Below are 23989 nucleotides of genomic sequence, written 5' to 3'. Positions count from 1 at the left end.
AGAAAGCAATGCAACGCTCCAAAAATGATGTGTGGGTCGGCTTGTTTGTGCTCTTGGGCGCTGCAGCTATTTTGTTCTTGGCTTTGAAGGCCGCTAATTTGCTGAGCTTAAATTTCCAATCCAACTACACCGTCACGGGTCGCTTTGACAATATTGGCGGCTTGAAGCGCCAAGCCGCTGTCAAGAGCGCAGGGGTGGTGGTAGGACGGGTCGAGTCGGTCACGTTTGACGATAAAACCTTCCAAGCCACCGTCACCATGGGCATCAACACCCGCTACCAATTCCCCAAGGACAGCTCTTTGAAAATTCTCACCAGCGGTTTGTTGGGTGAGCAATACATTGGCATCGAAGCGGGGTCAGAGGCTGACAACTTAGCCCATGGTGATCGGATTCAGTCCACCCAATCAGCGGTGGTGTTGGAGAATTTAATCAGTCAATTTTTATACAACTCTGCGGCCAAGCCCGCTTCGAAAGGGAGTGACAAATGATCGCTCAGCTCTTCTCTCGTTCAGCGCATGGGCTGCTTGTCGCTGCATCAGTTTTGTTCTTGGCAGGCTGCGCCACGGGCCCTCAAACCAATCCAACAGACCCGCTTGAGCCCCTCAACCGCAGCGTGTTTCGTTTCAACGACAGCTTGGACGAAAACGTGCTCAAGCCTGTTGCCACGGGCTACCGTGATTACACGCCAACGCTGGTGCAGACGGGTGTGCGCAATGTGTTCAATAATTTTTCTGATGTGTCTGCCGTCCTGAACAATGGCCTGCAGCTCAAGGGGCGTCAAGCCGCGTCGTCATTGATGCGCGTGGTGGTGAACACCACGGTCGGCGTTTACGGTCTGTTTGATGTGGCCACTGCCATCAAGCTAGAGCGTTACCCAGAAGACTTTGGGCAGACATTGGGGTATTGGGGGGTTCGAAGTGGTCCTTACCTTGTTTTGCCTTTACTTGGCCCTTCGACGGTGCGAGACACAGCCGGCCTTCCTGTGGACTGGCATGTCGATCCAGTGAGCAACGCTCGCATTGCAAGCTTTAGCCCAGAAACTCAGATTCTGCGCATCGTCGACAGGCGTGCTGGGTATCTGGCGGCTGGCAATCTGTTGAATGAGGCCTCGATTGATAAATACGCCTTCTTGCGCGATGCCTATTTGCAGCGCAGGCGTTCACAAATCTTTGATGGAAATCCCCCTGACCAAGACTTGCCCGATCAAAGCCAGGCGCCCTCTCAGTCGTCTAAATAACTGCTTGAAACGTTTCATTCTTCTACGGTAAGGAATAGGTTTGTATGGCTCGTATTCGATTTTCAGCATTGCCCGCTAGCCGACGCGCTTGGCTGAGTCACCTTTTTGCGCTTGGGTTGGGTTTGGTTTTGACTCTCTCGGGGCAGTTTGCGCATGCGGCGCTCGAAGAACCGGATGCTTTTATCAAGCGCCTGACCTCTGAGTTGATGGACATTGTCAAAGCGGACAAATCCATTTTGTCTGGCGATGTCACCAAGATTTCTGTTTTGGTAGACCAGCGCGTGATGCCACATGTGAATTTTCAGCGCATGACTTCTTCGGCGGTCGGTCCAGGCTGGCGTCAAGCTACGCCAGAGCAGCAAAAACGCTTACAGGAAGAATTCAAAACTCTGCTGATTCGTACCTACTCAGGCGCGGTCAGCCAGTTGAATGATCAAACCATCGTGGTCAAACCTGTGCGAGCTGCAGCAGACGACAAAGAGGTGGTGGTGCGCACTGAGATTCGCGGCAAAGGCGAACCCATTCAGCTCGACTACCGCGTTGAAAAATCAAGTGATGCGCCATCGGGTTGGCGCATTTACAACCTCAATGTGATGGGTATTTGGTTGGTTGAAAACTACCGAAGCCAGTTCTCCCAAGAAATCAACGCCAAAGGCATTGATGGCTTGATCGCCAGCTTGGCCGAACGCAACAAAGCAAATGCCCGCGCCGCCAAATAAGCCATGAGCAACTTGACCTCTTCCATTGCCTTGCCCGCTGTTTTGCTGCAAGCGCAAGCCCAATCAGTGGCCAACGCCTTGGTCAAATCTTTGACCGAGCAGCTGTCCCAAGGGGGCGAGGCGCTGTTGGATGCCAAGGCTTTGAGTCAGTTTGACTCATCCGCTTTGGCTGTTATTTTGGCTTGTCATCGTGCGGTGTTGGCCAAAGGTGCGCAATTACGCGTCACAGGCTTGCCCGAGCGAGCCAAAGCCTTGGCTCAGGTCTATGGCCTGAGCGCATTGCTGCACTAAAACGGGTTTTAGGCGTCGTTTAGGCGCCCCCAAGTCTGAGGGCATTGGTAAAGCCTTAAAATCATTGGCTACTCATGCCCGCTATTTCTTTCCAATCCGTCTCCAAAACCTTTCTCACCGCCCGAGGCCCCTTTCAGGCGCTCAATGGCGTGAGCTTTGATGTCCAAAAGGGCGAGTTCTTTGGGCTCCTAGGCCCCAACGGTGCAGGTAAAACCACACTCATTAGCATCTTGGCCGGTTTGGCCAAACCCACCGCGGGTTCGGTGTTGGTGCATGGTGTGGATGTGGCCACCCAATCTGCCAAAGCTCGCCGCATGTTGGGTGTGGTGCCACAAGAGTTGGTCTTCGACCCCTTCTTCAATGTGCGTGAAGCCTTGAAATTTCAGTCGGGCTACTTTGGGGTAACAGGCAATGATGCTTGGATTGATGAACTGCTGCACTGCCTTGGACTGGCGGACAAGGCCAACCACAACATGCGTCAACTCTCAGGCGGCATGAAGCGTCGTATGTTGGTCGCCCAGGCATTGGTGCACAAGCCGCCGATCATCGTGCTCGATGAGCCCACTGCAGGTGTGGATGTCGAGCTCCGCCAAACTCTGTGGCAGTTCATTGCCAAACTCAACCGCGAAGGTTGTACGGTCTTGCTGACCACCCATTACCTCGAAGAAGCCGAAGCCTTGTGCGGTCGCATCGCCATGTTGAAAAATGGCAATGTGGTGGCCCTGGACAGCACCTGCGAGTTACTCAAAGCCGCCTCAAGCAATGTGCTGCGCTTCAAGCTCGACGCCGAGTTGCCGCCCCTGCTGGCCGCAAAAGCGCGTGTCACGGGCCGCATCGTGCAGTTCCCAGCCCATGATGCCTTGGAAATCGAGCACTACCTCACTGCAGTCCGCGAGGCAGGTTTACATGCGCAAGATGTGGAAATCCGCAAAGCTGATTTGGAAGATGTGTTCCTCGGCGTGATGCACCAACATACGGAAAGCCCAGCATGATGAACGGTTGGACCATGCTGTTTTACAAAGAGGTGCTGCGTTTTTGGAAGGTTGGTTTCCAAACGGTAGCAGCGCCCGTGCTGACCGCTGTGATGTACTTGATGATCTTTGGTCATGTGCTTGAAGCGCATGTGCAGGTCTACGACAGCGTGAGCTACACCGCGTTTTTAATTCCCGGCCTCGTGATGATGAGTGTGCTGCAAAACGCGTTTGCCAACAGTTCGTCGTCGATGGTGCAAAGCAAAATCATGGGCAACTTGGTTTTCTTGCTCCTCACGCCTTTGTCGCACTGGGGCTGGTTTTTTGCTTATGTGTTGTCGGCTGTGGTGCGTGGTTTGCTGGTGGGTGCGGGCGTGTTGCTCGCGGGCGTGCTGTTTGTTTGGCAATCGTCGGCGCTCAGTTTCTCGCTGATGCCCTCCCAGCCCGTGTGGGTCGTCACCTTTGCGGTGTTGGGCGCACTGATGCTGGGTGCGATGGGTTTGATTGCCGGCTTGTGGGCTGACAAGTTTGACCAAATGGCAGCCTTTCAAAACTTCATCATCATGCCAATGACGTTTTTGAGCGGCGTTTTTTATTCCATCCATTCACTTCCTAGCTTTTGGCAAGGTGTGAGTCACCTCAATCCGTTCTTCTACATGATTGACGGTTTTCGTTTTGGGTTTTTTGGTCAGAGCGATGTGTCGCCTTGGTTGAGTTTGGGTGTGGTGGGCGTGTGCTTGGCGCTGGTGTCGACCACCGCGCTGCACCTGCTGCGCACGGGTTACAAGATTAGAGGATGAGGGTGAATAGATGACTGCACAAGAACTACAAACGCTGATTGCCGCAGGTCTGCCCTGCGAGCATTTGCAGGTCGAGGGGGATGGCCGTCATTGGTATGCCACCTTGGTGTCGGCTGAGTTTGAGGGCAAGCGCCTCATTCAGCGCCACCAGCAGGTGTACGCCACCTTAGGTCAAAAAATACGAACCGACGAAGTGCACGCGTTGTCCATGAAAACCTACACGCCTGCCGAGTGGCAAGCTGCCGCCAAAGCCTAAGACACCCTATGGATAAATTACTCGTTCGCGGCGGCCGTACCCTCAATGGCGAGGTGCTGATTTCTGGCGCTAAAAACGCGGCCCTGCCCGAACTGTGCGCCGCCTTGTTGACGGATCAGGCTGTGACGCTGCACAACGTGCCGCATTTGCAAGATGTGTCCACCATGCTCAAGCTCATTCGCAACATGGGCGTGAAGGCTGAGCGCACGGACGACGGTACGGTCAGCTTGGATGCGGGCACCTTGAATAACCCCGAAGCCCCTTATGAGCTGGTCAAAACCATGCGCGCCTCGGTGTTGGCACTTGGCCCTTTGTTGGCCCGCTTTGGCCATGCCAAGGTGTCGCTGCCTGGTGGTTGTGCCATTGGCTCGCGGCCCGTTGATCAGCACATCAAAGGCTTGCAAGCCATGGGTGCTCAGATTGATGTCGAGCACGGCTACATGTTGGCCAAGTTGGGCGGCGGTCGCACGCGTCTCAAAGGCGCGCGTATTGCCACCGACATGGTGACGGTCACGGGGACAGAAAACTTCCTCATGGCGGCCGCTTTGGCCGAGGGCGAAACCGTGCTCGAAAACGCCGCGCAAGAGCCTGAGATTCCCGACTTGGCTAACATGCTCATTGCCATGGGCGCCAAAATTGAGGGGCACGGCACCAGCCGCATTCGCATCCAAGGGGTGGAGCGTTTACACGGGTGTAGCCACCAAGTGGTGGCCGACCGCATTGAAGCCGGGACTTTTTTGTGTGCGGTGGCCGCCACGGGTGGTGATGTGTTTTTGCGCCATGCCCGTGCCGACCATTTGGATGCCGTCATCGACAAGTTGCGTGATGCGGGTGTCACGGTGACCAGCAACGAACAAGGCATTCGCATTCAAGGCGCAGGCCCTGCCCACGCGCACCTCAAGGCGCAAAACTTTCGCACCACCGAATACCCAGGCTTTCCCACCGACATGCAAGCGCAGTTCATGGTGTTGAACGCGATTGCCAAGGGCACGTCCAAGGTGACCGAAACCATTTTTGAAAACCGTTTCATGCATGTCAATGAGTTGGTGCGCTTGGGCGCACACATCCAAATTGATGGCAAAGTGGCGGTACTTGAAGGCGTGCCCAAGCTCTCTGGTGCCAATGTGATGGCCACAGATTTGCGAGCCTCTGCCTCATTGGTCATTGCTGGCTTGGTGGCGGACGGCGAAACTTGGGTGGACCGTATCTACCACTTGGACCGCGGTTACGACAAGATGGAAGCCAAGTTGCGCGCCCTGGGTGCGGACATTGAAAGGGTCAAATCATGATCACGCTCGCGCTTTCCAAAGGCCGCATCTTTGATGAAACATTGCCGCTGCTCAAAGCCGCGGGCATTGAGGTGCTCGAAGACCCAGAAAAATCTCGCAAGCTCATCTTGCCCACCAACCATGCCAGCGTGCGCGTGGTGTTGGTGCGTGCGTCGGATGTGCCCACCTATGTGCAATACGGTGGCGCTGATCTGGGCGTGACGGGACTCGACACCTTGATCGAACACGGCGGCGGCGTGGCAGGTGGTGTGGCCACTGCGGGCTTGTACCAGCCGCTTGATTTGCAAATCGCCAAATGCCGCATGAGCGTGGCCGTGCGTTCAGACTTTGACTACGCCGCAATGGTCAAACAAGGCGCGCGCTTAAAAGTGGCGACCAAGTACACCACCATCGCGCGTGACTTCTTCGCCAGCAAAGGCGTGCATATTGATTTGGTCAAACTCTATGGCTCCATGGAATTGGCCCCGCTTACCGGTTTGGCCGATGCCATCGTGGACTTGGTGTCGACGGGCAACACGCTCAAAGCCAACCACTTGGTGGAAGTCGAGCGCATCATGGACATCAGCTCGCGCTTGGTGGTCAACCAAGCTGCTTTAAAGATGAAGCAGGCTGACATTCGCCGCATCATCGATGCCTTTGCTGCAGCTTTGTCCGCAGGCAAATAAACTCTCATCACACCCGTACACAAGATGGCCAAACCGCTTCGTCTCTCGACCACCAGCCCCACCTTTGAAGCTGATTTCAAAGCGCGTCTGCATTGGTCTGCCGACACCGACGCGGCCATCGAACAACGCGTGGCCGACATCTTGGCCGACGTGCAAAAGCGTGGCGATGCCGCAGTGCTGGAGTACACCGAGCGCTTTGACGGCCTGAAGGCCGACACCATGGCCGCGTTGGAGCTGACGCAAGACGAACTCAAAGCTGCTTTTGACGGCTTACCCGCCGAGCAGCGCGAGGCCTTGCAAGCCGCAGCCGCACGCGTGCGCAGCTACCACGAGGCGCAAAAGAAAGCCAGCGGCGAGAGCTGGACCTACCGCGATGCGGACGGCACGCTGTTGGGCCAAAAAGTCACGCCCCTCGACCGCGTGGGCATCTACGTGCCTGGTGGCAAAGCCGCTTACCCCTCCAGCGTGTTGATGAACGCCATTCCTGCGCATGTGGCAGGTGTGGAAGAAATCATCATGGTGGTGCCCACGCCAGCAAGAGACAGAAGCTCGGCCAATGCCTCGCGTGGTGAAAAAAATCCCTTGGTGCTGGCTGCTGCCTATGTGGCCGGTGTGAGCCGAGTGTTCACCATCGGCGGCGCGCAAGCTGTGGCTGCTTTGGCCTATGGCACCGCCACGGTGCCCGCGGTGGACAAAATCACCGGCCCCGGTAACGCCTATGTGGCCGCTGCCAAACGCCGCGTGTTTGGCACGGTGGGCATCGACATGATTGCGGGCCCCAGCGAAATTTTGGTGTTGGCCGATGGCTCCACGCCCGCCGATTGGGTGGCGATGGATTTGTTCAGCCAAGCCGAGCATGACGAGTTGGCACAAAGCGTGTTGCTGTGCCCCGATGCCGCGTACATCGACCGCGTGCAAGCCGAGATCGAACGCTTGCTGCCCCAAATGCCGCGCAAAGACATCATCGAAAAATCGCTCAATGGCCGTGGCGTGCTCATCCACACCCGCAGCATGGAAGAGGCCTGCGCCATCAGCAACCGCATTGCACCCGAACACTTAGAGGTGTCGAGCCACGAACCTCACAAGTGGGAGCCGCTGCTCAAGCACGCAGGCGCGATCTTTTTGGGCGCTTACACCAGTGAAAGCTTGGGTGACTACTGCGCTGGCCCCAACCACGTGCTGCCCACCAGTGGCACCGCGCGTTTCAGCTCGCCCTTGGGCGTGTACGACTTTCAAAAGCGCAGCAGCTTGATCGAGGTGAGCGAGCAGGGCGCGCAAACGCTGGGCAAGATTGCCGCCGTGTTGGCCTATGGCGAAGGCTTGCAGGCCCATGCGATGGCGGCTGAGTTTCGTTTGAAGAAAGACTGAGATGACGAATCAAACGAACAAAGCCCTGCGTTTCATTCGCCCTGATGTTCTAGCCATGCACGCCTATGCTGTGCAGCACTCGGTGGGCATGGTCAAGCTCGACGCGATGGAAAACCCATTCACCCTCTCGCCCGAATTGCAGGCCCAGCTGGGCGCACGCTTGGGTGCCGTGGAGGTCAACCGCTACCCCGGCGCACGCATTGACGACCTCAAAAACGCGTTGGCGCGCTACGTCGATTTGCCTGCGGGCATGGCGTTGATGCTGGGCAACGGCTCGGACGAGTTGATTGCTTTGTTGTCGATGGCCTGTGCTCAGCCCGGTGCCAAAGTACTGGCCCCCGAGCCAGGCTTTGTGATGTACGGCATGAGCGCCAAGCTGCATGGTTTGCCCTACATCGGCGTGCCTTTGAGGGCCGACTTTGAGTTGGACGAAGCCGCCATGTCTGTGGCCATCGCCTTGCACGAACCCGCCATTGTCTACATCGCCTACCCCAACAACCCCACCGCCAATTTGTGGGACGCCGACGCCATTCGCCGCCTCATCACACAAGTCAGCGTTTATGGCGGCTTGGTGGTGATGGACGAGGCGTATCAACCGTTCTCTAGCAAAAGCTGGCTCGATGAAATTCGCCAATACCCAGCGGCCAACGCCAACGTGCTGCTGATGCGCACCTTGTCCAAGTTTGGCTTGGCTGGCATTCGCTTGGGCTACATGATTGCCCCTGAAGCGCTCATCAACGAGATCGACAAATTGCGCCCGCCCTACAACGTGAGCGTGCTCAACGCCGAATGCGCCCTGTTTGCCTTGGCGCATGCCGAGGTGTTTGCGCAGCAAGCTGCGGTCGTTCGTAGCGAGCGGGACGCTTTGTTCAAAGCTTTGCAGCACATGTCAGGCGTCACGGCCTACACCAGCGAAGCCAACATGATGGTGGTGCGTTTCAATGGCAACTCCCCTGCCGACACGGATGCCGCCAACCGCGCTTTTGAGGTCTTGAAGTCCCACCACGTGCTGGTGAAGAACGTTTCTAAAATGCACCCATTGCTCGCCAACTGTTTGCGCTTGACCATCGGCACGCCCGATGAGAACCAACAACTCTTGGCAGCCTTGCAAGCCGCTCTCTCTTCATCGAAAGCCTAGACATGACATCCCAAGCATCCGCGCGCACGGCCGAAGTCAGCCGCAACACGGCCGAGACCCAAATCACCGTCAAGGTCAACCTCGACGGCACAGGCCAATCCAATCTCTCCACGGGCATTGGTTTTTTTGACCACATGCTCGACCAAATCGCGCGTCATGGCTTGATTGACCTCGACATCCAAGCCAAAGGCGACCTGCACATCGACGGCCACCACACCGTGGAAGACGTGGGCATCACCCTGGGCCAAGCCTTTGCCAAAGCCGTGGGTGACAAAAAAGGCATTCGCCGCTATGGCCACGCCTACGTGCCGCTGGACGAAGCGCTCAGTCGCGTGGTGGTGGACTTTTCGGGCCGCCCTGGTCTCATCATGCATGTGCCGTTCAAGAGCGGCATGATTGGCGAATTCGACAGCCAGTTGGCGTATGAGTTTTTCCAAGGTTTTGTGAACCACGCCTTCGTGACCTTGCACATCGACAACCTGCGCGGTGAAAACGCGCACCACCAAGCTGAGACCGTGTTCAAAGCGTTTGCCCGCGCTCTGCGCGCTGCCTTGGAATTGGACCCCCGCTCTGTCGGCATGATCCCCTCCACCAAGGGAAGCTTGTGATCCTTCGCGTTTATGCATAACAAAGTCGCTGTGGTCGATTACGGCATGGGCAACTTGCGCTCTGTGGCGCAAGCGGTCATGCACGCTGCCTCGGACGTGGACCATGCCGAGGTGATCGTCACTTCTGAGCCACAAGTGGTGCGCGACGCGCACCGCGTGGTTTTGCCGGGCCAAGGCGCCATGCCTGACTGCATGCGCGAGTTGCGCGAGTCGGGCTTGCTCGAGGCGGTGCTCGACGCCGCCAATAAAAAGCCCTTGTTTGGCGTGTGCGTGGGCATGCAAATGATGCTCGACCACAGCGCCGAGGGCGACACGGCTGGCTTGGGTTTGATTTCAGGCGAAGTGATCAAGTTTGATTTGACGGGCCGCACACAAGCCGATGGCAGCCGCTTCAAGGTGCCGCAAATGGGGTGGAACCAAGTCTTGCAAACCCAGCCGCATGTTTTGTGGCAAGGTATTCCAGATGCCAGCTTTTTCTACTTCGTGCACAGCTTTTATGCGCGCCCTCAAAACTCAGCACACAGCGCAGCCCAAACTGACTACGGCAGCCTTTTTACCTGTGCCGTGGCCCGTGACAACCTTTTTGCGACACAATTTCACCCAGAAAAAAGCGCGGCACATGGCTTGGCCCTGTTTCGCAATTTTCTGCACTGGAACCCTTGAACACTTAACGCCATCATGTATTTAATACCTGCCATCGATCTCAAAGACGGACATTGCGTGCGCCTCAAACAAGGTGACATGGCGCAATCCACCACCTTCGGCGAAGACCCCGCGCAAATGGCCCTCGACTGGGTGGCCAAGGGCGCTCGTCGTCTGCACTTGGTGGATTTGAACGGCGCTTTCGCTGGCACGCCACAAAACAAAGCCGCCATCAAAGCCATCTTGCAAGCCGTGGGTCACGACATTCCAGTGCAGTTGGGTGGCGGCATTCGCGACCTCGACACAATTGAAAAATACATCGATGCAGGCCTGAGCTACGTCATCATTGGCACGGCGGCCGTGAAGAACCCTGGCTTCTTGCGCGACGCCTGCAGCGCGTTTGGCGGCCACATCATCGTCGGACTAGACGCCAAAGACGGCAAAGTGGCGACGGATGGTTGGAGCAAGCTCACAGGTCACGACGTCGCTGATCTCGGCAAAAAGTTTGAAGACTATGGGGTTGAGTCCATCATCTACACCGACATTGGCCGCGACGGCATGCTGAGCGGCATCAACATCGAAGCCACCGTCAAACTCGCGCAAGCCGTGAGCATTCCCATCATCGCCTCGGGCGGTTTGTCCAACATGGCCGACATTGAGCAACTCTGCGCTGTGGAAGGCGAGGGCGTGGAAGGTGTGATTTGCGGGCGCGCCATCTACAGCGGCGATTTGGACTTTGAAAAAGCCCAAGCCCGTGCTGACGAGCTCAATGGCTAATGCCTCAGCCGCCAGCAGCGCTGCCTGCGGCGAGCTTTACCGCGGTCAAGCCTGCCAGCGCCTGACCTTGCCTTGCGGCGACACCGTGTTGGTGGCCCTGCAAGGCGCGCATGTGTTGTCTTGGGTCAGCCAAGGCCGCGAGCGTTTGTATCTCAGCCCCAACAACCTGTGGGATGGCACATCCGCCATCCGCGGCGGTGTGCCCGTGTGCTTTCCCCAGTTCAACCAACGCGGCACCTTGCCCAAGCATGGTTTTGCCCGCAACATGGTTTGGCAAGTTGACGATGCAGCGCTGGGGGTTGCGGCAGTGGTTAGCGGTGAAGCCGCCCACATCGCCTTCACCCTCAGCGCCAACCCCGACACCTTGGCTATTTGGCAACAAGCCTTTGTGGCTGTGCTGCGCGTCGCGTTGACGCCGGGTCAGCTGAGCCTCACGCTCACCGTCAACAACACCGAAGCGCAAAATGAACTGCACTTCACCGGCGCACTGCACACCTATCTCGCGGTGGACGACATCGACCTGACCGAGTTGCGTGGCCTAGGCGGCCGCCCCGAGTGGAACGCCGTGGCCGATGTGCATGGCGTGGCCGACGAGGTGCTGTACTTTGATGGTGAGTTTGACCGCGTGTACGAAGCAGCGCCACACCCGCTGCACTTGCAAGACGGCACTGGCACCGTGCAAATTGAACAAAGCCCCTCATGGGCCAACTCAGTGGTGTGGAACCCAGGCGAGGGCAAATGCGCCGCACTGGCCGACATGCCCCCTCACGGCTTTGCGCGCATGTTGTGCGTGGAAGCCGCGCAGGTGTTTGACCCCGTCTCGATTCCCGCGGGCGGCCAATGGGTGGGCTGGCAGCGGTTGACCGTTTCTTGAAGAACTTTTTGGACCTCTATGCTGGCTAAGCGCATCATTCCTTGCCTCGACGTGACCGGCGGCCGCGTCGTCAAAGGCGTCAACTTTGTTGAGCTGCGCGACGCAGGCGACCCTGTGGAAATCGCGGCACGCTACAACGACCAAGGCGCGGACGAGCTCACCTTCCTTGATATCACCGCCACCAGCGACGGGCGCGACGTGATCCTGCACATCATCGAAGCCGTAGCCAGCCAAGTGTTCATCCCCCTCACCGTGGGCGGCGGTGTGCGCACCGTTGACGACGTGCGCCGCATGCTCAACGCTGGCGCTGACAAAGTGAGCTTTAACTCTGCGGCCATTGCCAACCCTCAAGTCATTCGCGATGCCTCGGCCAAATACGGCGCACAGTGCATCGTGGTGGCCATCGACGCCAAACGCCGCACGGCGGAAGACGAACAACGCATGGGTGCAAACGGCTTGCCTGTCGGCCCCGGCTGGGATGTGTTCAGCCACGGTGGCCGCAAAAATGTTGGCCTGGACGCTGTGGCTTGGGCCAAGCAGATGGCCGACTTCGGCGCAGGTGAAATCTTGCTTACCAGCATGGACCGCGACGGCACCAAGAGCGGCTTTGACTTGGCGCTCACCCGAGCCGTCAGCGACGCCGTGCCCGTGCCCGTGATTGCCTCTGGCGGTGTGGGCAACCTGGACCACTTGGCCGACGGCGTGAGCATAGGCGGCGCAGATGCGGTGTTGGCGGCGAGCATCTTTCACTATGGTGAGTACACCGTCCAGCAGGCTAAAGAGCGGATGCGGGAGCGGGGGATTCCTGTTCGGCTTTGATATACGCTTGAAATAGATAGTTAGAAAACGTATTTATTAAAACTATTAGATTATTCTTTACTCCTCTTGGAGAAAAGAAACCTACTATGCCAGCCGTCCATCTTCTCGTTCTGATCGAGGTACAACCCGGCAAGCGACAACAACAACTAGATGCCTATCAAAGACTCAAGCCGCTGGTCCTCGCTGAACCAGGATGTTTGCAATACGACTTGTTTGCCGATGCCAGCGATGAGAACAAGTTTGTGCTGGTTGAGCATTGGGCCTCACAGGCCGCGCTAGATGCGCACGATCTAGCGCCTCATATGGTCGAGGCGGATCGATTAAATCCAATCTTTCGCGCCAAACCATCGGTGGTGGTGAAGATGAATCAGGTTCAGGTTTGATGTGGCTTGCGTTGCGTTTTGGTTCATGAATCGTTATAGGCGTACCAATTTTTGTACATATTGAGGTCGCCATGGACGCCATGACTTACAGCACTGCACGCGCCAATTTGGCAGGTGTGATGGACCGTGTGTGTGAGGATCACGAGCCGTTGATCATCACCCGCAATGGCGATCAATCGGTGGTGATGCTCTCACTCGACGATTACAAAGCACTAGAAGAAACCGCCTATTTGCTGCGCACACCCGCCAATGCTCGACGCTTGCTGGCGTCTATTGCTCAGCTCAATGCGGGGCAGGCTGTTGAGCGCGAGTTGATCAAGTGAAGCTGGTTTTTGCGGAGTTGGCCTGGGAGGATGACCTCCACTGGCAAAAGCAAGATCGCAAGATGGTGGACCGGATCAACAAGCTGATTGAGGCCACAGCGCGAGACCCGTTCACGGGCATCGGCAAGCCCGAGCCCTTAAAACATGCGTTCTCAGGCTTTTGGTCACGCCGAATCAATGATGAACACCGCATGGTGTACCGCGTGACGGGTGATCAGTTGGAAATCGCCCAACTGAGGTTTCACTACTGAGTGAGATCACTTGCAAGCAAAGACCAGTCTTCCGTTTGTAAATGCGCTACTTTAGAGAAAGCCTTGTCACTGCTGATCAGCGTGGCATTCATGTGCACCGCATGCGCAGCAATTTGCATATCCAGCGCAGCCAAAGATGTGCCCTGACTTTGTAACTGTGCGCGAAGTGTGCCGTAAGTTTGAGCCACAGCAGCGTCCCAAGCAAGTACTTGTACTCGGCGCAAAAACTCGTCCACTGCAGTTTTGAGTGCGGCGGCTTCAGGGCGTTTGGCAAGCCCAAATGCCAGCTCACCCGCAGTGATGGCTGATATGCAAACGCTGTGCATGGGCACAGCCAGCAAGTGCTGAGTCACTTGTGGGTGGCGTTTGATGAGGTAGCTGACCGTGTTGGTGTCCAGCAGGTAGAGCGGTGTCATGTGCAGGCTCAGTCTCCGATGGGTGCTGACACCGATTCAAATGGGTCGCGCTCTTGGGTGTGAGTGTGGCCTTGCGTCAGTCGTTCGGCGGGGCTTAAAAAGTCATCTGGTACTTGTGCGTTTTTTGTGGCCGCTAAGAACCCATTCCAGTCATCGGGGCGGCGCGAGAGGATGACATCACCTGTCACGGGGTCTTTGCGGATGAAGACTTCGTGGGTGTCAAATCGGTATGCAGCTGGCAGCCTGACCGCTTGACTGCGGCCATTCACGAACAGTTTGGCGGTTTGAGACATGAAGGGCCTCCATTGAAAATGGTAGATACCAAAGTATATCCCATGAAGGCAGGTTTTATGTTTGCATCAGTAGTTACCTAGCTGGACTTGCCCTACTGGGTAAGATCACCCTACTATGAACTGGCTCGATCAAATCAAATGGGACGACAAAGGCCTGGTGCCCGTCATCGCCCAAGAAAAAGACAGCGGCGACGTGCTGATGTTCGCCTGGATGAACCGCGAGGCTTTGCAAAAAACGGCTGAGCTCAAGCGGGCGGTGTATTTCAGCCGCTCTCGCAACAAGCTGTGGTTCAAGGGCGAGGAGTCGGGCCATGTGCAAACGGTGCACGACATTCGCATCGACTGCGACAACGACGTGGTGTTGCTCAAGGTGACGCAAGAAGGGCACGAGCCCGGCATTGCCTGCCATACTGGCCGCCATAGTTGCTTCTACCAGCGCCTTGAAGGGCAAGCGTGGCACGCTTGCGAGCCTGTGCTGAAAGACCCCGAATCCATTTACAAGTGAACACCATGCGTTCCACCCATAATTTAGACACCTTACAACGTCTGGCCGATGTGATTGAAAGCCGCAAGCCCGCCAATGGTGGCGACCCCGAGAAGAGCTACGTCTCGCGCTTGCTGCACAAAGGACCGGATGCTTTCTTAAAAAAGATCGGCGAAGAAGCCACTGAGACCGTGATGGCCGCCAAAGATGTGGACCACGGCGGTGACCCAGCCAAGCTGGTGTACGAAGTGGCTGATCTGTGGTTTCACAGCATGATTGCCCTGGCGCACTATGGCCTAAAGCCCTCCGATGTGGTGGACGAGTTGGCGCGCCGTGAAGGTTTGAGCGGGCTAGAAGAGAAAGCCTTGCGCAAAGCGCAAGACCGAGAAGCAGCAGGGGAGTGATGGACATGACAGACGACAACTGCATTTTTTGCAAAATCATCGCGGGCCAAATTCCCTCGCGCAAGGTGTACGAGGACGACGAAATTTTCGCGTTCCACGACATCAATCCCTGGGCGCCTGTGCACTTTTTGATCATCCCCAAGTTGCACATTCCGTCGGTGGCGCACACCACGCCCGAGCACGAGGGCTTGCTGGGTCGCATGATGTTGTTGGCCCCCAAGCTGGCGTTGCAAGAAGGTGCAAGACCTTACCCCGAAGGGGGATTTCGCCTCGTGACCAACACAGGCACTGAGGGCGGGCAAGAGGTGCACCACATGCACTGGCATGTCATGGGTGGTCCGCGCCCGTGGCTACGCGGCTGATTAGAATTCACACAATCATTTAGGAGTTACTCATGGGTTCGTTTTCAATTTGGCATTGGTTGATCGTGTTGGTCATCGTCATCATGGTGTTCGGAACGAAGAAGCTGCGCAACTTAGGCGGTGATTTGGGCGGCGCTGTCAAAGGCTTCAAAGACGGCATGAAAGACGGCACAGCACCTGCCGAAGACAAGCCAGCTGCACCCGCTGCCGCTGTGACTGCTGACAAAAACACCATTGACGTTGAAGTCAAAAACAAGTCTTAATTGCTGATGATCGCCTGTTTTGTTTGATCTTGATTTTTCCAAAATTGCGGTAGTCAGTGCGGTGGCGCTGGTCGTCATCGGGCCCGAAAAGCTGCCCGGCGTGGCGCGCACACTTGGCTCGATGCTTGGCAAAGCCAAGCGTTATGTCTCTGACGTCAAAGCCGAGGTCAATCGCACGATGGAGCTCGACGAGCTCAAGAAGATGAAAGAGTCGATGGAGACGGCCGCCCGCGATGTGGAGCAATCGGTGCACACCGCGAGCGCAGACTTTGAGAAAGACTGGGCCGAAACCACGGCGGGCTTCTCGTCTGAGCCTTATGTACCGCTGGCCCCGCCGCCGCCGACGTATGAAAATCCAGGCAAAAAATGGCGTCTCAAACGCGGCTCAACACCGCATTGGTACAAAGCGCGTCAAGGTGTGCGCACCAAAGCGCAATCTGGCGCTGCCCGCGTGGCGCGTTTTCGTCCTGTGAAGCGTTCTGAACATGTCTGACACCACCCCCAAAGACGAGCTGGCGGGCACCGAGCAGCCGTTTGTGCAGCACTTGATTGAGCTGCGTGACCGCTTGGTCAAGGCCACAATTGCGGTGATGGTGGCTGGTGCTGCGCTGGCCCTCTACCCTGGCCCTGCAGAGCTGTATGACTTGCTTGCAGCGCCGTTGGTGGCCCAGCTTCCAGCAGGTGCCACGCTGATTGCCACATCGGTGATCTCGCCGTTCTTGGTGCCCCTCAAGATCATGTTGATGACTGCATTCTTGCTGGCGTTGCCCGTGGTGTTGTACCAAGCATGGGCATTCATTGCGCCTGGCTTGTATTCGCATGAGAAGAAGTTGGTCATGCCCCTGGTGGTGTCTAGCACCTTGCTGTTCATGATTGGCGTGGCGTTTTGCTATTTCTTTGTGTTTGGACAAGTGTTCAAATTTATCCAAAGCTTTGCGCCCAAAAGCATCACCGCTGCACCAGACATTGAAGCGTATCTGAGCTTTGTCATCAGCATGTTCATCGCCTTTGGTTTGGCGTTTGAGGTGCCCATTGTGGTGATTGTGTTGGCCCGCATGAATGTGGTGACCATCGAAAAGCTCAAAGAGTTTCGCTCCTACTTTATTGTGTTGGCCTTCATCATTGCGGCCATCGTGACACCGCCCGATGTGGTGTCGCAGCTGGCGTTGGCTATTCCCATGTGCATCTTGTACGAGATAGGCATTTGGGCTGCGCAACTGTTTCTTAAACACACCAAAGCGCCGGACGCCGAGTAGGCGCTGCGCAAACACACCATGAAACGTCAATGGTTGTTGTTCTCCCAAGTGGTCACCGTGTTGGTGGCCATTTGGTTTGTGCTGACCACCTTAAAGCCCGAGTGGCTCAAACTTCGCACATCTCACATCAGTGGGGTGACCTTGCTCGAGGCTGCGCCCCACCCTGTGGGCGTGCCCATGCCCGGCAGCCTGAGTTCTGCCGCCAAGGTGGCGTCACCTGCTGTGGTGAGCATTGCCACCACACAAGCCAACGCACCTGCACATCCCTTTCAAAACGATCCGTGGTTTCGTTTTTTTTACGGTGACCGCGAAGATGATGCGCCTCAGCAAGGCTTGGGCAGTGGCGTCATCGTGAGCCCCGAGGGCTACGTGCTCACGAACAACCATGTGATTGAAGGTGCGAAAGAAATTGAGGTCACGCTCAGCGACAGCCGTCGTGTCGTGGCGCAAGTCATTGGCACTGACCCCGATACTGACCTGGCCATTTTGCGCATCAAGCTGGAGCGTTTGCCAGTCATCACCTTGGGCAATTCAGATGCCGCGCAAGTGGGCGACCGTGTGCTGGCCATTGGTAACCCATTTGGCGTGGGCCAAACCGTGACCAGCGGCATTGTGTCTGCCTTGGGTCGCAACCAACTGGGCATCAACACCTTTGAGAACTTCATCCAAACCGATGCGGCCATCAACCCCGGCAACTCGGGCGGTGCTTTGGTGGATGTGAATGGCCACCTGATTGGCATCAACACCGCCATCTACTCGCGCTCGGGCGGCAACATGGGCATAGGCTTTGCCATTCCGGTGTCCACGGCGCGCCAGGTGTTGGAAGGCATCGTGCGCGATGGCCAAGTGGTGCGCGGTTGGGTGGGCATTGAGCCGATGGAACTCACCCCTGAACTGGCCGAGACATTTGGCTTGAAGCAAACCGAAGGCGTCATCGTCACAGGCGTGTTGCAAAACGGGCCAGCGGCCAATGCGGGTTTGCGCCCAGGTGACTTGCTGTGGAAAGTGTCGGGTCAGCCTGTGAAAAATGTGGGCGATTTGTTGACCCAAATTGCTTCGCTCACGCCCGGCAAGAGTGCCAAATTGGAAGTGGTCCGCCGCAACCAAAACCTCATCCTCGATGTCACCCCCTCCCAACGGCCCAAGCCAAAGTTGCAAAAATGAGGACCCATCGATGAGTCAAAACGTCTCGCGCCAAGCCTTGTTGCTAGCTTGCAATGATTTGTTGCAGCCCTCCCGCTTCAAAGACTACGGGCCCAATGGCTTGCAAGTGGAGGGCACAGACAGCATTGGCCATATTGTGTCGGGCGTGACCGCGAGCCGTGCACTGATTGAGGCTGCGATTGACGCCAAAGCCGATGCGATTTTTGTGCATCACGGATTGTTTTGGCGCGGTCAAGACGGCACGGTCACGGGTTGGATGAAACAGCGCTTGCAATTGCTACTAGCCCACAACATCAATGTGTTGGCCTACCACTTGCCGCTGGATGCGCACCCTGAAGTGGGCAACAACGCCCAGCTGGGCAGGCGTTTGGGTTTGCAAGTTCAAGGTACGTTTGGCGAGCAAAATTTAGGCTTATGGGGCACGCGTGCCGATGGTCAAGCTTTTGACAATGCCCAGGCGTTGGCAGCGGCGGTGTCACAAGTTTTGCATCGTGAGCCCTTGGTGGTGCAAACGCCGGCTCGCGAAATTCGCCAAGTGGCATGGTGCACGGGTGGTGCACAAAGCTATTTTGAAGCGGCCGTTGCTGCAGGTGTGGATGCCTTTATCACTGGCGAAATTTCTGAGCCTCAAGCGCATTTGGCCCGCGAAACTGGCGTGGCTTTTTTGGCGTGCGGTCATCACGCCACCGAGCGCTATGGCGCGCCAGCTGCTGCGGCTTATGTGGCAACGCAATTGGGCATCACGCATCAGTTCATTGAGATTGACAATCCCGCATGATAGTGACGTGAGCATGGCTAATGATTTCAAACCTGTTGCCTTGACGCAGGGCGATGCTGCAGGGATTGGCCCAGAAATAATCGTCAAAGCCTTTCGCGACGCGCCCGAGCAGCTGCAAGCTTGTGTGGTGGTGGGTGACTTGGCGGTGATGCAACGCGCGGCATTGCTGGTAGCCCAGTGTGAATACCACGAACCCCAGATGCGCATGCAACTTGTGCGCGATGTGCAGCAAGCTGCCCTGGTCAAAGCACCATGGACCATTCCCGTATTGCAAGTTGATCAGCCCATGACGGCCGATCAACTGCCTGCATGGGGCCAGATCAGCGCCAATGCAGGCAAGCAAGCGGCTGACTGTGTGGTGTGGGCAGCTCATGCTGCTTTGCGTGGCGAAGTGTCCGCTTTGGTGACAGCACCCTTGCACAAAGAAGCGCTCTCGGCCGCGAATGTGCCTTTTCCAGGGCACACAGAAATGCTGCAAGCGTGTGCTGCGGCCTATACGGGTGTGGCAGTGCAAGACCTGCCTGTGCGCATGATGCTGGTCAGTCCCGAACTAAAAACGGTGCTGGTCAGCATTCATGTCTCATTGCGCCATGCCATTGAGGCGGTGACCGTGGCCAACATTTTGCAAACTCTGCGCATCACCCATGCCGCTGAGCTTGCCGCTACAGGCCGTCAGCCACACATGGCCGTGGCTGGGCTAAACCCGCATGCAGGCGAGGGCGGTTTGATGGGGCGCGAAGAGCTAGACGTCATCATTCCAGCCTTGCAACAAGCGCGAGCTGAAGGTCTGCAGGTGAGCGGTCCATTTGCGCCAGACACGGTGTTCATGCGCGCACGTGCGGCAAACGGCAAGCCGGGCGAGTTTGATGTGGTGATTGCGATGTACCACGACCAAGGCCTGATCCCAGTCAAGTACCTTGGCGTAGAGCAGGGCGTCAACGTCACGCTGGGTCTGCCTTTTGTGCGCACCAGCCCAGACCATGGCACTGCTTTCGATTTAGCGGGCACGGCAAAGGCCAATGCCTCTAGTTTGATCGCGTCTGTGGCCATGGCGCGATCCATGCGCCGGTGAACTGAAGAAACAGCTTACTTTTTAAGACTGTCACGGATATCGCGCAACAACAAGATTTCTTCTTTTGGTGCTTCCACCTTGGGTGCCTCATTGGCTTTGAGTTTGCTGATCTGCTTGATCAATAAGAAAATCACGAAAGCCAGAATTAAAAAATTCACCGCCACGGTGATGAAGTTGCCATAGGCAAACACAGGAATCCCTGCTTTTTTCATAGCGTCCAGTGTCATGGTCATCCCTGCAGGGGTAGGGCCTAGAGCGATGAACAGGTTTGAAAAGTCCATGTGGCCGATAAAAGCTGCCACGATTGGCATGATCAGGTCGCCCACAGCCGAATCGACGATTTTTCCAAATGCGGCGCCAATGATGACGCCAACTGCCAAGTCAATGACATTGCCGCGTAATGCAAACCCTGTGAATTCCTTCAACATCTCTGTCTCCTTATTAAATATAAAGTATTCTAACTAAGGTCCTGTGTGCGGAGGTTGAATTCGAAAGAAGGTCAAATAAGTCTGGGGACTTAGCGGTCAGCTACAATGCGTGGTTAGCCAAACCAGTGATGATTGTTTGAGGAAATCCATGAGTGACACCCCAGTAGACACCAGTAAACGCACGTGGCTAATTGCTTCCACATGCGCCGGTGCAGTCGGTGGCATAGCAGTCGCTGTGCCTTTTGTGAGTACTTTTCAGCCCTCCGAGCGCGCCAAGGCCGCAGGTGCTGCCGTTGAAGTTGACATTTCAGGCTTGAAGCCTGGTGAAAAGTTAACGGTTGAGTGGCGCGGCAAGCCGGTTTGGATCGTCAAGCGCACGCCTGAACAGCTTGAATCTCTGAACCTCACCGAATCCCAGTTGGCTGACCCCAAGTCAGAGCGCAAGCCCGACGAATTCACCCCCGCCTACGCCCGCAACCAGGCGCGCTCCATCAAGCCTGAGGTGTTTGTCGCAGTCGGTATTTGCACCCACTTGGGTTGCTCACCTTCTGACAAGTTCCAAACTGGCGCTCAACCCTCATTGCCCGACGATTGGCATGGAGGCTTTTTGTGCCCATGTCACGGTTCCACGTTTGATGTTGCCGGCCGCGTGTTCAAAAACAAGCCTGCCCCAGACAACCTAGAAATCCCGCCACACATGTACCTCTCCGACACCAAGTTGTTGATCGGTGAAGACAAGAAAGCCTGATAGGACACACCATGGCTGAATTTAAAGAAGTTTCCCCTAACGCCAGCGCTGGCGAAAAACTACTGAACTGGGTTGACAACCGTTTCCCAGCTTCCAAGTTGTACAAAGAGCACCTCTCTGAGTACTACGCACCCAAGAACTTCAACTTCTTTTATTTCTTCGGTGCTTTGTCTCTGTTGGTGCTGGTCATACAAATCGTGACGGGGATCTTCCTCGTCATGCATTACAAGCCAGATGCCAATTTGGCATTTGCGTCTGTGGAGTACATCATGCGTGATGTGCCCTGGGGTTGGTTGATTCGCTACATGCATTCCACGGGCGCATCAGCCTTCTTCGTCGTGGTTTACTTGCACATGTACCGTGGTTTGATTTACGGGTCTTACCGCAAGCCTCGCGAGTTGGTTTGGGTATTTGGTTGCGCCATTTTCTTGTGTTTGATGGCAGAAGCCTTCATGGGTTATTTGTTGCCTTGGGGCCAAATGTCCTACTGGGGCGCCCAAGTGATTGTGAATTTGTTTGCTGCTGTGCCATTCGTCGGCCCCGACCTTGCTTTGCTGATTCGTGGTGACTATGTGGTGGGCGACGCAACCTTGAACCGCTTTTTCAGCTTTCATGTGATTGCTGTGCCATTGGTCCTGTTGGGCTTGGTGGTGGCGCACATCATTGCCTTGCACGAAGTGGGCTCCAACAACCCAGACGGGGTGGAGATCAAAGGTCCGAACGCGCCCAAAGATGCCAATGGCAACCCTTTGGATGGCATTCCTTTCCATCCTTACTACACCGTTCATGACATCTTGGGTGTGAGCGGCTTCTTGTTGGTGTTCAGCGCCATCATCTTCTTTGCACCTGAGTTCGGTGGCTACTTTCTCGAATACAACAACTTCATCCCTGCAGATCCGCTGAAGACGCCGCTGCACATTGCCCCTGTGTGGTACTTCACGCCGTTTTATTCGATGTTGCGTGCTGTCACGCCTGAAATGATTTACGTCCTGATCGCTTGCGTTTTGGCTGGCGCTTACTTTGGCGCGGTGCGAACCCAATTGCCTAAGTTAGTCAAAGCTGGCGTGGTCGGTGCGGCAGTGTTGGTGTCATTGAGCATGCTGACCATCGATGCCAAATTCTGGGGCGTGTTGGTCATGGGTGGTGCAGTGATCATCTTGTTCTTCTTGCCATGGTTGGACAATTGCGAGGTCAAGTCGATCCGCTACCGTCCTGATTGGCACGTTTATATGTACGGCGTGTTTGTGGTGAACTTCATCGTGTTGGCTTATTTGGGTGTTCAACCACCATCGGCTATTGGCGAGCGGGTTTCTCAAGTGGGCACCTTGTTTTATTTCGGTTTCTTCTTGTTGATGCCAATTTGGAGTCGTATGGGGCAAACCAAGCCATTGCCTGATCGCATCATTTTCAAGCCTCACTGAGATTTGCGGGAAACATCACAATGAAAAAAATTATTCTCAGCTTGGCATTGGCCCTCGGTGTTGTCACTGGCATTCAAGCAGCTGGCGACGGCATTGCTTGGGACAAAGCACCCAATAAAACCAACGATCTGGCGGCTTTGCAAAATGGCGCCAAAATTTTCGTCAACCATTGTTTGAACTGCCACTCTGCCGCATTCATGCGCTACAACCGTTTGCAAGACATTGGTTTGACTGAGCAACAGATCAAAGACAATTTGTTGTTCACAACTGAAAAAGTTGGTGACACCATGAAGTCCAACATTGATCCCAAGCAGGCCAAAGAATGGTTTGGGGCAACGCCACCTGACTTGACTTTGATCGCACGCTCGCGTGCTGGCCACAACGGAACTGGTGCAGATTACCTCTACACCTACATGCGCACCTTCTACCGCGACGAAACCAAAGCGACAGGTTGGAACAACTTGGCGTTCCCAAATGTGGGCATGCCTCATGTCTTGTGGGAGATGCAAGGCGATCGCCGTCCTGTGTTTGTCTCGCATGAAGAGCATGGCCACCAAGTGGATGTTTTCAAAGGCTGGGAACAGATCAAGCCAGGCAAGATGTCTTCGTTGGAATATGACCAGGCAATAGGCGACCTCGTTGGTTATCTGCAATGGATGGCTGAACCATCACAAAACACACGGGTGCGCATCGGTGTGTGGGTGATGCTTTTCTTGGTTATTTTCACAGTCATTGCATGGCGCTTGAATGCGGCTTTCTGGAAAGACATCAAATAATCTGCGTCAATTCGGCAGCAGGCCCTGTGCCTGTTGCTACCTCACGGAGTGACAGGCTAGCCTGCCACTCTTTTTGATTTTTAGGAGCCGCCCATCATGATGGTGCTTTATTCGGGAACTACGTGTCCCTACTCACATCGCTGCCGTTTTGTCTTGTTTGAAAAAGGCATGGATTTTGAAATTCGCGATGTTGATCTTTACAACAAGCCAGAAGACATCAACGTGATGAACCCTTATGGCCAAGTGCCCATTTTGGTTGAGCGCGATTTGATTTTGTATGAGTCAAACATCATCAACGAATACATCGATGAACGTTTCCCGCATCCACAGTTGATGCCCGGTGATCCTGTGGAGCGTGCGCGCGTGCGGTTGTTCTTGTTGAACTTTGAAAAAGAATTGTTCACACACGTGACCACTCTGGAGTCACGTGCTGCTAAAGCCAACGACAAAGCCTTGGAGAAATCACGCGCTCACATCCGTGACCGTTTGACGCAATTGGCGCCCGTGTTTTTGAAAAACAAATACATGTTGGGTGATAACTTTTCGATGCTTGATGTCGCCATCGCACCGCTCTTGTGGCGCTTGGATCACTACGGCATTGACTTGTCAAAAAATGCAGCACCTTTGCTCAAATATGCTGAACGTATCTTTTCACGTCCTGCTTACATCGAAGCATTGACGCCATCTGAAAAGGTCATGCGCAAGTAACTTTT

Annotated in this window: 35 protein-coding genes; 32 read left to right on the top strand and 3 right to left on the bottom strand. The window is 55.6% G+C overall.

Features of this window, described 5'->3' with window-relative positions:
• The first annotated feature begins 8 nt into the window (after nt 1-8).
• The 19 genes from mlaD to V7Q41_RS04465 all read left to right on the top strand — a co-directional run bounded on the left by mlaD (nt 9) and on the right by V7Q41_RS04465 (nt 13411).
• Nucleotides 9-488, top strand: coding sequence for an outer membrane lipid asymmetry maintenance protein MlaD (mlaD, locus tag V7Q41_RS04555; protein ID WP_333843362.1), 480 nt, complete (start codon nt 9-11; stop codon nt 486-488).
• Entirely contained in the window at nt 485-1237 is a 753-nt protein-coding gene (locus V7Q41_RS04550; protein ID WP_333843358.1) for an MlaA family lipoprotein, read from the top strand. The genes mlaD and V7Q41_RS04550 overlap by 4 nt, the downstream gene beginning before the upstream one ends.
• Before the next feature lie 44 nt (nt 1238-1281).
• Nucleotides 1282-1956, top strand: coding sequence for an MlaC/ttg2D family ABC transporter substrate-binding protein (locus V7Q41_RS04545; protein WP_333843356.1), 675 nt, complete (start codon nt 1282-1284; stop codon nt 1954-1956).
• 3 nt (nt 1957-1959) lie between these two features.
• The gene (locus V7Q41_RS04540) at nt 1960-2247 is read left to right on the top strand and encodes an STAS domain-containing protein (protein ID WP_333843353.1); all 288 of its coding nucleotides are present in this window, start codon (nt 1960-1962) and stop codon (nt 2245-2247) included.
• Between the two features lie 74 nt (nt 2248-2321).
• Nucleotides 2322-3239 (top strand): ABC transporter ATP-binding protein, encoded by a 918-nt coding sequence (locus V7Q41_RS04535; protein ID WP_333843350.1) that lies wholly within the window; start codon nt 2322-2324, stop codon nt 3237-3239.
• Entirely contained in the window at nt 3239-4018 is a 780-nt protein-coding gene (locus tag V7Q41_RS04530; RefSeq protein WP_333843539.1) for an ABC transporter permease, read from the top strand. The genes V7Q41_RS04535 and V7Q41_RS04530 overlap by 1 nt, the downstream gene beginning before the upstream one ends.
• 10 nt (nt 4019-4028) lie before the next feature.
• Nucleotides 4029-4274: a BolA family protein gene (locus V7Q41_RS04525; protein ID WP_333843347.1), complete on the top strand. Its 246-nt coding sequence runs from the start codon at nt 4029-4031 to the stop codon at nt 4272-4274.
• A gap of 8 nt (nt 4275-4282) precedes the next feature.
• Nucleotides 4283-5563 carry a UDP-N-acetylglucosamine 1-carboxyvinyltransferase gene (murA, locus tag V7Q41_RS04520; RefSeq protein WP_333843345.1) on the top strand — a complete coding sequence of 427 codons (1281 nt, stop codon included), beginning with the start codon at nt 4283-4285 and terminating at the stop codon, nt 5561-5563.
• The gene (hisG, locus tag V7Q41_RS04515; RefSeq protein WP_333843343.1) at nt 5560-6228 is read left to right on the top strand and encodes an ATP phosphoribosyltransferase; all 669 of its coding nucleotides are present in this window, start codon (nt 5560-5562) and stop codon (nt 6226-6228) included. The genes murA and hisG overlap by 4 nt, the downstream gene beginning before the upstream one ends.
• Nucleotides 6229-6252: 24 nt before the next feature.
• Nucleotides 6253-7596: a histidinol dehydrogenase gene (gene hisD, locus V7Q41_RS04510; protein ID WP_333843341.1), complete on the top strand. Its 1344-nt coding sequence runs from the start codon at nt 6253-6255 to the stop codon at nt 7594-7596.
• 1 nt (nt 7597) lies between these two features.
• Nucleotides 7598-8734: a histidinol-phosphate transaminase gene (hisC, locus tag V7Q41_RS04505; RefSeq protein ID WP_333843339.1), complete on the top strand. Its 1137-nt coding sequence runs from the start codon at nt 7598-7600 to the stop codon at nt 8732-8734.
• A 2-nt stretch (nt 8735-8736) separates the two neighbouring features.
• Complete coding sequence (gene hisB / locus V7Q41_RS04500; protein WP_333843337.1) at nt 8737-9342, top strand: imidazoleglycerol-phosphate dehydratase HisB; 606 nt, start codon at nt 8737-8739, stop codon at nt 9340-9342.
• Nucleotides 9343-9354: 12 nt separating this feature from the next.
• Nucleotides 9355-10005 (top strand): imidazole glycerol phosphate synthase subunit HisH, encoded by a 651-nt coding sequence (hisH, locus tag V7Q41_RS04495; RefSeq protein WP_333843334.1) that lies wholly within the window; start codon nt 9355-9357, stop codon nt 10003-10005.
• Nucleotides 10006-10020: 15 nt separating this feature from the next.
• Nucleotides 10021-10761 carry a 1-(5-phosphoribosyl)-5-[(5-phosphoribosylamino)methylideneamino]imidazole-4-carboxamide isomerase gene (gene hisA / locus V7Q41_RS04490; protein ID WP_333843330.1) on the top strand — a complete coding sequence of 247 codons (741 nt, stop codon included), beginning with the start codon at nt 10021-10023 and terminating at the stop codon, nt 10759-10761.
• The gene (locus V7Q41_RS04485) at nt 10754-11635 is read left to right on the top strand and encodes a D-hexose-6-phosphate mutarotase (protein WP_333843325.1); all 882 of its coding nucleotides are present in this window, start codon (nt 10754-10756) and stop codon (nt 11633-11635) included. Before hisA ends, V7Q41_RS04485 begins: the two co-directional genes overlap by 8 nt.
• A gap of 18 nt (nt 11636-11653) precedes the next feature.
• On the top strand, nt 11654-12454 hold the full coding sequence (gene hisF / locus V7Q41_RS04480) for an imidazole glycerol phosphate synthase subunit HisF (RefSeq protein WP_333843323.1): 801 nt from the start codon (nt 11654-11656) through the stop codon (nt 12452-12454).
• 86 nt (nt 12455-12540) lie between these two features.
• On the top strand, nt 12541-12837 hold the full coding sequence (locus V7Q41_RS04475; protein WP_333843320.1) for a putative quinol monooxygenase: 297 nt from the start codon (nt 12541-12543) through the stop codon (nt 12835-12837).
• A gap of 71 nt (nt 12838-12908) precedes the next feature.
• A complete protein-coding gene (locus V7Q41_RS04470; protein WP_333843316.1) occupies nt 12909-13160 on the top strand; it encodes a type II toxin-antitoxin system Phd/YefM family antitoxin in 252 nt (83 codons plus the stop codon).
• Nucleotides 13157-13411: a Txe/YoeB family addiction module toxin gene (locus V7Q41_RS04465; RefSeq protein ID WP_333843315.1), complete on the top strand. Its 255-nt coding sequence runs from the start codon at nt 13157-13159 to the stop codon at nt 13409-13411. The genes V7Q41_RS04470 and V7Q41_RS04465 overlap by 4 nt, the downstream gene beginning before the upstream one ends.
• Here the strand turns inward: V7Q41_RS04465 and V7Q41_RS04460 are convergent.
• Together V7Q41_RS04460 and V7Q41_RS04455 are read right to left on the bottom strand one after the other, a co-directional pair.
• Complete coding sequence (locus V7Q41_RS04460) at nt 13405-13827, bottom strand: type II toxin-antitoxin system VapC family toxin (RefSeq protein ID WP_333843313.1); 423 nt, start codon at nt 13825-13827, stop codon at nt 13405-13407. The two genes, V7Q41_RS04465 and V7Q41_RS04460, sit on opposite strands and share 7 nt — an antisense overlap.
• 8 nt (nt 13828-13835) lie before the next feature.
• A complete protein-coding gene (locus tag V7Q41_RS04455) occupies nt 13836-14120 on the bottom strand; it encodes an antitoxin (RefSeq protein WP_333843310.1) in 285 nt (94 codons plus the stop codon).
• Nucleotides 14121-14235: 115 nt separating this feature from the next.
• Here V7Q41_RS04455 and hisI point away from each other — a divergent pair, with 115 nt between their 5' ends.
• Genes hisI through pdxA form a run of 9 tightly spaced genes read left to right on the top strand, consistent with a single transcriptional unit; the run spans nt 14236 to nt 19903 of the window.
• Nucleotides 14236-14625, top strand: a complete 390-nt coding sequence (hisI, locus tag V7Q41_RS04450) for a phosphoribosyl-AMP cyclohydrolase (RefSeq protein ID WP_333843307.1) — start codon at nt 14236-14238, stop codon at nt 14623-14625.
• Nucleotides 14626-14630: 5 nt separating this feature from the next.
• The gene (locus V7Q41_RS04445; RefSeq protein ID WP_333843304.1) at nt 14631-15008 is read left to right on the top strand and encodes a phosphoribosyl-ATP diphosphatase; all 378 of its coding nucleotides are present in this window, start codon (nt 14631-14633) and stop codon (nt 15006-15008) included.
• A 5-nt stretch (nt 15009-15013) separates the two neighbouring features.
• Nucleotides 15014-15370, top strand: coding sequence for a histidine triad nucleotide-binding protein (locus V7Q41_RS04440; RefSeq protein WP_333843301.1), 357 nt, complete (start codon nt 15014-15016; stop codon nt 15368-15370).
• Nucleotides 15371-15402: 32 nt separating this feature from the next.
• Nucleotides 15403-15633 carry a Sec-independent protein translocase subunit TatA gene (tatA, locus tag V7Q41_RS04435; RefSeq protein ID WP_333843298.1) on the top strand — a complete coding sequence of 77 codons (231 nt, stop codon included), beginning with the start codon at nt 15403-15405 and terminating at the stop codon, nt 15631-15633.
• A 19-nt stretch (nt 15634-15652) separates the two neighbouring features.
• Nucleotides 15653-16126: a Sec-independent protein translocase protein TatB gene (tatB, locus tag V7Q41_RS04430; RefSeq protein WP_333843296.1), complete on the top strand. Its 474-nt coding sequence runs from the start codon at nt 15653-15655 to the stop codon at nt 16124-16126.
• Nucleotides 16119-16889 (top strand): twin-arginine translocase subunit TatC, encoded by a 771-nt coding sequence (gene tatC, locus V7Q41_RS04425; protein WP_333843294.1) that lies wholly within the window; start codon nt 16119-16121, stop codon nt 16887-16889. The genes tatB and tatC overlap by 8 nt, the downstream gene beginning before the upstream one ends.
• A gap of 18 nt (nt 16890-16907) precedes the next feature.
• A complete protein-coding gene (locus V7Q41_RS04420; RefSeq protein ID WP_333843291.1) occupies nt 16908-18053 on the top strand; it encodes a S1C family serine protease in 1146 nt (381 codons plus the stop codon).
• 10 nt (nt 18054-18063) lie between these two features.
• The gene (locus tag V7Q41_RS04415; RefSeq protein WP_333843288.1) at nt 18064-18831 is read left to right on the top strand and encodes a Nif3-like dinuclear metal center hexameric protein; all 768 of its coding nucleotides are present in this window, start codon (nt 18064-18066) and stop codon (nt 18829-18831) included.
• Nucleotides 18832-18844: 13 nt separating this feature from the next.
• Nucleotides 18845-19903: a 4-hydroxythreonine-4-phosphate dehydrogenase PdxA gene (gene pdxA, locus V7Q41_RS04410; RefSeq protein WP_333843285.1), complete on the top strand. Its 1059-nt coding sequence runs from the start codon at nt 18845-18847 to the stop codon at nt 19901-19903.
• Between the two features lie 14 nt (nt 19904-19917).
• On the opposite strand, the gene mscL is transcribed toward pdxA, so the two are convergent.
• On the bottom strand, nt 19918-20331 hold the full coding sequence (mscL, locus tag V7Q41_RS04405; protein WP_333843283.1) for a large conductance mechanosensitive channel protein MscL: 414 nt from the start codon (nt 20329-20331) through the stop codon (nt 19918-19920).
• A 148-nt stretch (nt 20332-20479) separates the two neighbouring features.
• Between mscL and petA the strand changes: the two genes are divergently transcribed.
• The 4 genes from petA (at nt 20480) to V7Q41_RS04385 (ending at nt 23984) form a co-directional block, all read left to right on the top strand.
• On the top strand, nt 20480-21079 hold the full coding sequence (gene petA, locus V7Q41_RS04400) for a ubiquinol-cytochrome c reductase iron-sulfur subunit (RefSeq protein WP_333843280.1): 600 nt from the start codon (nt 20480-20482) through the stop codon (nt 21077-21079).
• A gap of 11 nt (nt 21080-21090) precedes the next feature.
• Nucleotides 21091-22500 carry a cytochrome b gene (locus tag V7Q41_RS04395; RefSeq protein ID WP_333843278.1) on the top strand — a complete coding sequence of 470 codons (1410 nt, stop codon included), beginning with the start codon at nt 21091-21093 and terminating at the stop codon, nt 22498-22500.
• Between the two features lie 20 nt (nt 22501-22520).
• Nucleotides 22521-23276 carry a cytochrome c1 gene (locus V7Q41_RS04390; protein ID WP_333843275.1) on the top strand — a complete coding sequence of 252 codons (756 nt, stop codon included), beginning with the start codon at nt 22521-22523 and terminating at the stop codon, nt 23274-23276.
• A 96-nt stretch (nt 23277-23372) separates the two neighbouring features.
• Nucleotides 23373-23984, top strand: coding sequence for a glutathione S-transferase N-terminal domain-containing protein (locus V7Q41_RS04385; protein ID WP_333843273.1), 612 nt, complete (start codon nt 23373-23375; stop codon nt 23982-23984).
• Nucleotides 23985-23989: the final 5 nt, after the last annotated feature.

The organism is Limnohabitans sp. (assembly GCF_036804465.1).
Classification (GTDB): domain Bacteria; phylum Pseudomonadota; class Gammaproteobacteria; order Burkholderiales; family Burkholderiaceae_C; genus Limnohabitans.
This window is presented reverse-complemented; position numbering and strand designations above follow the sequence as displayed.

Bases quoted from the DNA above. Each gene is read 5' to 3' on its own strand.
- mlaD (WP_333843362.1), top strand. From the start codon at position 9: ATGCAACGCTCCAAAAATGATGTGTGGGTCGGCTTGTTTGTGCTCTTG.
- V7Q41_RS04550 (WP_333843358.1), top strand. From the start codon at position 485: ATGATCGCTCAGCTCTTCTCTCGTTCAGCGCATGGGCTGCTTGTCGCT.
- V7Q41_RS04545 (WP_333843356.1), top strand. From the start codon at position 1,282: ATGGCTCGTATTCGATTTTCAGCATTGCCCGCTAGCCGACGCGCTTGG.
- V7Q41_RS04540 (WP_333843353.1), top strand. From the start codon at position 1,960: ATGAGCAACTTGACCTCTTCCATTGCCTTGCCCGCTGTTTTGCTGCAA.
- V7Q41_RS04535 (WP_333843350.1), top strand. From the start codon at position 2,322: ATGCCCGCTATTTCTTTCCAATCCGTCTCCAAAACCTTTCTCACCGCC.
- V7Q41_RS04530 (WP_333843539.1), top strand. From the start codon at position 3,239: ATGAACGGTTGGACCATGCTGTTTTACAAAGAGGTGCTGCGTTTTTGG.
- V7Q41_RS04525 (WP_333843347.1), top strand. From the start codon at position 4,029: ATGACTGCACAAGAACTACAAACGCTGATTGCCGCAGGTCTGCCCTGC.
- murA (WP_333843345.1), top strand. From the start codon at position 4,283: ATGGATAAATTACTCGTTCGCGGCGGCCGTACCCTCAATGGCGAGGTG.
- hisG (WP_333843343.1), top strand. From the start codon at position 5,560: ATGATCACGCTCGCGCTTTCCAAAGGCCGCATCTTTGATGAAACATTG.
- hisD (WP_333843341.1), top strand. From the start codon at position 6,253: ATGGCCAAACCGCTTCGTCTCTCGACCACCAGCCCCACCTTTGAAGCT.
- hisC (WP_333843339.1), top strand. From the start codon at position 7,598: ATGACGAATCAAACGAACAAAGCCCTGCGTTTCATTCGCCCTGATGTT.
- hisB (WP_333843337.1), top strand. From the start codon at position 8,737: ATGACATCCCAAGCATCCGCGCGCACGGCCGAAGTCAGCCGCAACACG.
- hisH (WP_333843334.1), top strand. From the start codon at position 9,355: ATGCATAACAAAGTCGCTGTGGTCGATTACGGCATGGGCAACTTGCGC.
- hisA (WP_333843330.1), top strand. From the start codon at position 10,021: ATGTATTTAATACCTGCCATCGATCTCAAAGACGGACATTGCGTGCGC.
- V7Q41_RS04485 (WP_333843325.1), top strand. From the start codon at position 10,754: ATGGCTAATGCCTCAGCCGCCAGCAGCGCTGCCTGCGGCGAGCTTTAC.
- hisF (WP_333843323.1), top strand. From the start codon at position 11,654: ATGCTGGCTAAGCGCATCATTCCTTGCCTCGACGTGACCGGCGGCCGC.
- V7Q41_RS04475 (WP_333843320.1), top strand. From the start codon at position 12,541: ATGCCAGCCGTCCATCTTCTCGTTCTGATCGAGGTACAACCCGGCAAG.
- V7Q41_RS04470 (WP_333843316.1), top strand. From the start codon at position 12,909: ATGGACGCCATGACTTACAGCACTGCACGCGCCAATTTGGCAGGTGTG.
- V7Q41_RS04460 (WP_333843313.1), bottom strand. From the start codon at position 13,827: ATGACACCGCTCTACCTGCTGGACACCAACACGGTCAGCTACCTCATC.
- V7Q41_RS04455 (WP_333843310.1), bottom strand. From the start codon at position 14,120: ATGTCTCAAACCGCCAAACTGTTCGTGAATGGCCGCAGTCAAGCGGTC.
- hisI (WP_333843307.1), top strand. From the start codon at position 14,236: ATGAACTGGCTCGATCAAATCAAATGGGACGACAAAGGCCTGGTGCCC.
- V7Q41_RS04445 (WP_333843304.1), top strand. From the start codon at position 14,631: ATGCGTTCCACCCATAATTTAGACACCTTACAACGTCTGGCCGATGTG.
- V7Q41_RS04440 (WP_333843301.1), top strand. From the start codon at position 15,014: ATGACAGACGACAACTGCATTTTTTGCAAAATCATCGCGGGCCAAATT.
- tatA (WP_333843298.1), top strand. From the start codon at position 15,403: ATGGGTTCGTTTTCAATTTGGCATTGGTTGATCGTGTTGGTCATCGTC.
- tatC (WP_333843294.1), top strand. From the start codon at position 16,119: ATGTCTGACACCACCCCCAAAGACGAGCTGGCGGGCACCGAGCAGCCG.
- V7Q41_RS04420 (WP_333843291.1), top strand. From the start codon at position 16,908: ATGAAACGTCAATGGTTGTTGTTCTCCCAAGTGGTCACCGTGTTGGTG.
- V7Q41_RS04415 (WP_333843288.1), top strand. From the start codon at position 18,064: ATGAGTCAAAACGTCTCGCGCCAAGCCTTGTTGCTAGCTTGCAATGAT.
- pdxA (WP_333843285.1), top strand. From the start codon at position 18,845: ATGGCTAATGATTTCAAACCTGTTGCCTTGACGCAGGGCGATGCTGCA.
- mscL (WP_333843283.1), bottom strand. From the start codon at position 20,331: ATGTTGAAGGAATTCACAGGGTTTGCATTACGCGGCAATGTCATTGAC.
- petA (WP_333843280.1), top strand. From the start codon at position 20,480: ATGAGTGACACCCCAGTAGACACCAGTAAACGCACGTGGCTAATTGCT.
- V7Q41_RS04395 (WP_333843278.1), top strand. From the start codon at position 21,091: ATGGCTGAATTTAAAGAAGTTTCCCCTAACGCCAGCGCTGGCGAAAAA.
- V7Q41_RS04390 (WP_333843275.1), top strand. From the start codon at position 22,521: ATGAAAAAAATTATTCTCAGCTTGGCATTGGCCCTCGGTGTTGTCACT.
- V7Q41_RS04385 (WP_333843273.1), top strand. From the start codon at position 23,373: ATGATGGTGCTTTATTCGGGAACTACGTGTCCCTACTCACATCGCTGC.